The sequence below is a fragment of the Occallatibacter sp. genome (assembly GCF_049582745.1).
Lineage (GTDB): Bacteria > Acidobacteriota > Terriglobia > Terriglobales > Acidobacteriaceae > Telmatobacter.
The window spans coordinates 1-3,422 of sequence record NZ_JBAUUO010000115.1; the positions used below are offsets into that span (position 1 = coordinate 1).

A 3,422-nucleotide genomic window follows, 5' to 3' on the forward strand; every position below is an offset into this window, starting at 1 on the left:
GCCATGCCCTGCGCAACGATTGGCGTGCCTTCAAGAACCCGCGCAAACGAATCACAAAAGACAACACCGTGATTTATACCTCAAACCAGTATGTGTGCGCAGCATGTCCCCAGAAGGGTCGTTGTTGCCCGAATACACCGAAACGCAAGATTGCCCGCAGCATCCATGAGCGTGCGCGCAATGTTGCCCGGAACATTGCTGAAACCCCGCAGTATCAAAAGTCGCGTTTCGAGCGCAAGAAGGTTGAGGTGCTCTTCGCCCATCTAAAACGTATCCTAAAAGTGGATCGATTGCGACTGCGTGGACTCAGCGGTGCTACTGACGAATTTACTTTGGCCGCCGCAGTACAAAATCTGAAGCGCATGACAAAGTTGATCGCGCAAGGTCCCCCAATCGTAGGGATAGGTGCGCCTGCATGAAGCGAAACCAACAAGATTAAGCGCAAAACCGAGCATTCAGACCTGAATGCTAGCCTCGCCAGAGGCGATATTCAAAAATCCCGGCTTCCAAAAAGATTATCCCGATAAACTCTTCGAGTTTTTCAACAGAATCTGCCAGGAACGGAACTTCAATTTTCTATCGCCTTTCTAGCTGTCCGCATGATTGAACTTGCCAGTAATGAGCAAATTGTATAGCCTGCGCTTCGTCAATAAGTTACCCAGTGAATTCCCTGTCAGTATTATCAAAACATGTCCAGACGTATCTGTCATATGAATAACTGTTAGCCTTCAACCACACCTGCCGATCCTATGGAACTCCAAGAACACACTAAGCCAGTAATCGGGAACAAGGAATTCTGCGGTGAGGTACGGAACGAGGATCTTTCGAAGAGGGAGTTTTCTCGCGTGTTCGCGGTCGACGTGGCCTTTTTCGATGTCAGCTTCAAACAATGCGATTTTTCTGAATGCTATTTCCGCAACTGCCGATTCATTCGGTGCAATTTCATCGGCGCCACCATCAAGGAGTCCAATCTTAGGGGGTCACAGTTTGAGAAATGCGACTTCCGGTACACGAGTTGGGAGAAAACAATCCTTGACGAGCATTTTCTCGATACCTGTCTGCCGAGCGAGGAGAATCTCGCTCGCGACTTGGCTCGTAGTCTGCGCGTCAACTTTTCCCAGATCGGCAACTACGATGCCGTGAATAAGGCCGCGTCAATCGAGGTAAGTCTAACTGGGCAACATCTCTACAACGCGGCCTACTCCCGGCAGTCCTACTACCGAAGTAAGTACAAAGGCTGGTCTCGTATTTCACATGCCCTCGCCCATACACGATGGAAGGCATTGGACCTCTTGTGGGGCAACGGCGAAAGCATTCTGCGAGTCGTACTCTCTGGCCTTGCCGTTGTAGTCGTCGCCACACTCTCCTTGATGCGCGACTATTCGAACCTCATCTTCTCGGACGCTTTGTGGTCCGCGTTTTCGGGTTTCTGGGGGATACCAGGTGGGACACAACTCCCCGCCTCCTATGCCGTGGCGCTAACCATCATCAGGTTCATACTATTTGGCCTTTTCATGGCGATCTTGATAAAAAGGCTATCGAGACGGTGATTCACGACCTTTATATTTTTGGCTCTGTAACCCGCGGTGAAGTGTCGCCGACGTCCGACATCGACGTATTAGTCATTCCACTTGGCGACGAGCCATCCGAGTACCCAAACGCTTGGAGCATTTATTCTCCCGCGATCATTGATTCCTACTTTGAGTCGGGTCGCCTATTTGCGTGGCACCTTCACCTGGAAGCCAAGTGCGTTCATTCCGCGAACCCCACTCCCTACCTCGCCTCGCTAGGCGCGCCCGCTCCATACTCATCCGCGAGCAAAGACATCGATGAACTAGAGGGCATGCTCCGGGACTCTCTACACGAGATACAGAACCAGACTACCAACGTCATATACGAACTTGGTATTGCATATACAGCTATTCGAGACATCGCAATGGCCGCATCTTGGGCCTTACTGGAAAGGCCATGCTTCTCTAGAAACGCGCCGTTTCTCCTTCCCATGCCCTGCCCTATTTCACGCGAAGCCTATAGGGGCGCGATGCTGGCAAGGCACAGTTCAACGCGTGGCAGCGATCACACCATTGACGTCGAATTCATTGCCAAGGAACTAATGGCTGCCCCAGTTCTGTCCTGGGTAAGAAATATCAGGAGCTCCATATGACCAATTCTTTTCTAAGCAAGGTTTCTGCAGAGCGGCGAGTTCTGTCAGTTGTGAATGCCAAGACATCAGGAAAACTCCAACTTACTGGGTTATCGTCGGCCGCAATCGACTTGTGGCGTCGAAAGGTGGGCTCCGAGAAGACCTTAGACGTTGTTGCCTCCCTGCTTGCGCTTGCCGAGCTTTGCCAACTTCTCTCTGATAGAAGCCACGAAACGTTTAAGCCCATCGACACGTCGCTGTCCGCGAAGCTTGAGACGCACATTGCTGCCCTACAAGCTGCCGTAGCGAGGATGCTGTGAAGGCTAACCCATCAATCCACCGGACCTGCGCGAAAAGCCGCGCAGACTGGTTACCTCTACGTTGACGCTGTAGAAAAACTCAATTTCAAAAAAGCAGGATTGCAATGAACAATAATCGACCTCTTAAAACGCGCCATATTCGACGATCATCACGTTGGGAGGGGTCGAGTGACACCCGAAAATGGTTCTGTTCAAACCCTCAAGTAGTTTTTCTACAGCCTCGTTGGGTCTCATCGGAGCGCATGTGATCAGTGTGACACTCGACACAAACATCCTTCCTGGTGACGCGCTCGTTGCAGCTGTACCGAGCGCCGATTTCGAGTTCGCCGTTGTCTCCGTAACTGACCGGGAGCTCGGGGCCTCCACCGATCTGGCAGCATCATCCTCCGTGAGCCGTGTCCTGGAGACCGGTGTGTGGGGAGAAAGTGTTTGGGGCCGTGCTGTGTGGGGCGGGCAGAGCGAAAGCGAGTGTCTTGAAAAGGCCTTGGTAATCATTGGCGATGGTAGTTTCCCTCAATCCAATCGCCGCCGGACCTTGACCGACGGCCAGCGCCGTCAGCTTCGGGACGCCATGATCTTCTGCGCGCATATCCGAGCGAAGAGGCAAATCTTCGTGACCAATGACACAAGAGGTTTCGTTCGCGGTGGCCGACGCCAACAACTTGAGCAAAGCTTCGGCACTCGTATCATGACTTGCGACGAGTTCATTTCTGAGTTCGCAGCGAAATGATGCCCAACTTCAGGTGGAGCGGACGGGCCAGAAGCGACGTCGTTCTTTCCGGCATCGCTCGCCTAGTCGAGCTACACCCTCAACTACAAGTCAAAGATGTCGAGCTTGACCGAAAGCTGTTGGTGCTTTCTGCTGAGACTGGTCAACAATGGATCAGGAAAGATTTGGCATTCGATGAAATTGCCGTACTTGCCACTGTATCGCTGACTGCTGAAAACTTAACATGGCA

The 3,422-nt window shown here is 52.1% G+C and carries 6 protein-coding genes; all 6 read left to right on the forward strand.

Annotation, left to right across the window (positions count from 1 at the left end; genetic code table 11):
- The coding region (locus WCA10_RS16955; protein WP_472823695.1) for a transposase at positions 1–419 on the forward strand (419 nt) is incomplete at its 5' end.
- Positions 420–845: 426 nt separating this feature from the next.
- Entirely contained in the window at positions 846–1,550 is a 705-nt protein-coding gene (locus WCA10_RS16960) for a pentapeptide repeat-containing protein (RefSeq protein WP_472823696.1), read from the forward strand.
- Complete coding sequence (locus WCA10_RS16965) at positions 1,547–2,164, forward strand: nucleotidyltransferase family protein (RefSeq protein ID WP_472823697.1); 618 nt, start codon at positions 1,547–1,549, stop codon at positions 2,162–2,164. The genes WCA10_RS16960 and WCA10_RS16965 overlap by 4 nt, the downstream gene beginning before the upstream one ends.
- The gene (locus WCA10_RS16970) at positions 2,161–2,463 is read left to right on the forward strand and encodes a hypothetical protein (RefSeq protein ID WP_472823698.1); all 303 of its coding nucleotides are present in this window, start codon (positions 2,161–2,163) and stop codon (positions 2,461–2,463) included. Before WCA10_RS16965 ends, WCA10_RS16970 begins: the two co-directional genes overlap by 4 nt.
- Positions 2,464–2,644: 181 nt before the next feature.
- Complete coding sequence (locus WCA10_RS16975) at positions 2,645–3,193, forward strand: hypothetical protein (protein ID WP_472823699.1); 549 nt, start codon at positions 2,645–2,647, stop codon at positions 3,191–3,193.
- The coding region (locus tag WCA10_RS16980) for a hypothetical protein (protein WP_472823700.1) at positions 3,190–3,422 on the forward strand (233 nt) is incomplete at its 3' end. The genes WCA10_RS16975 and WCA10_RS16980, both read left to right, overlap by 4 nt.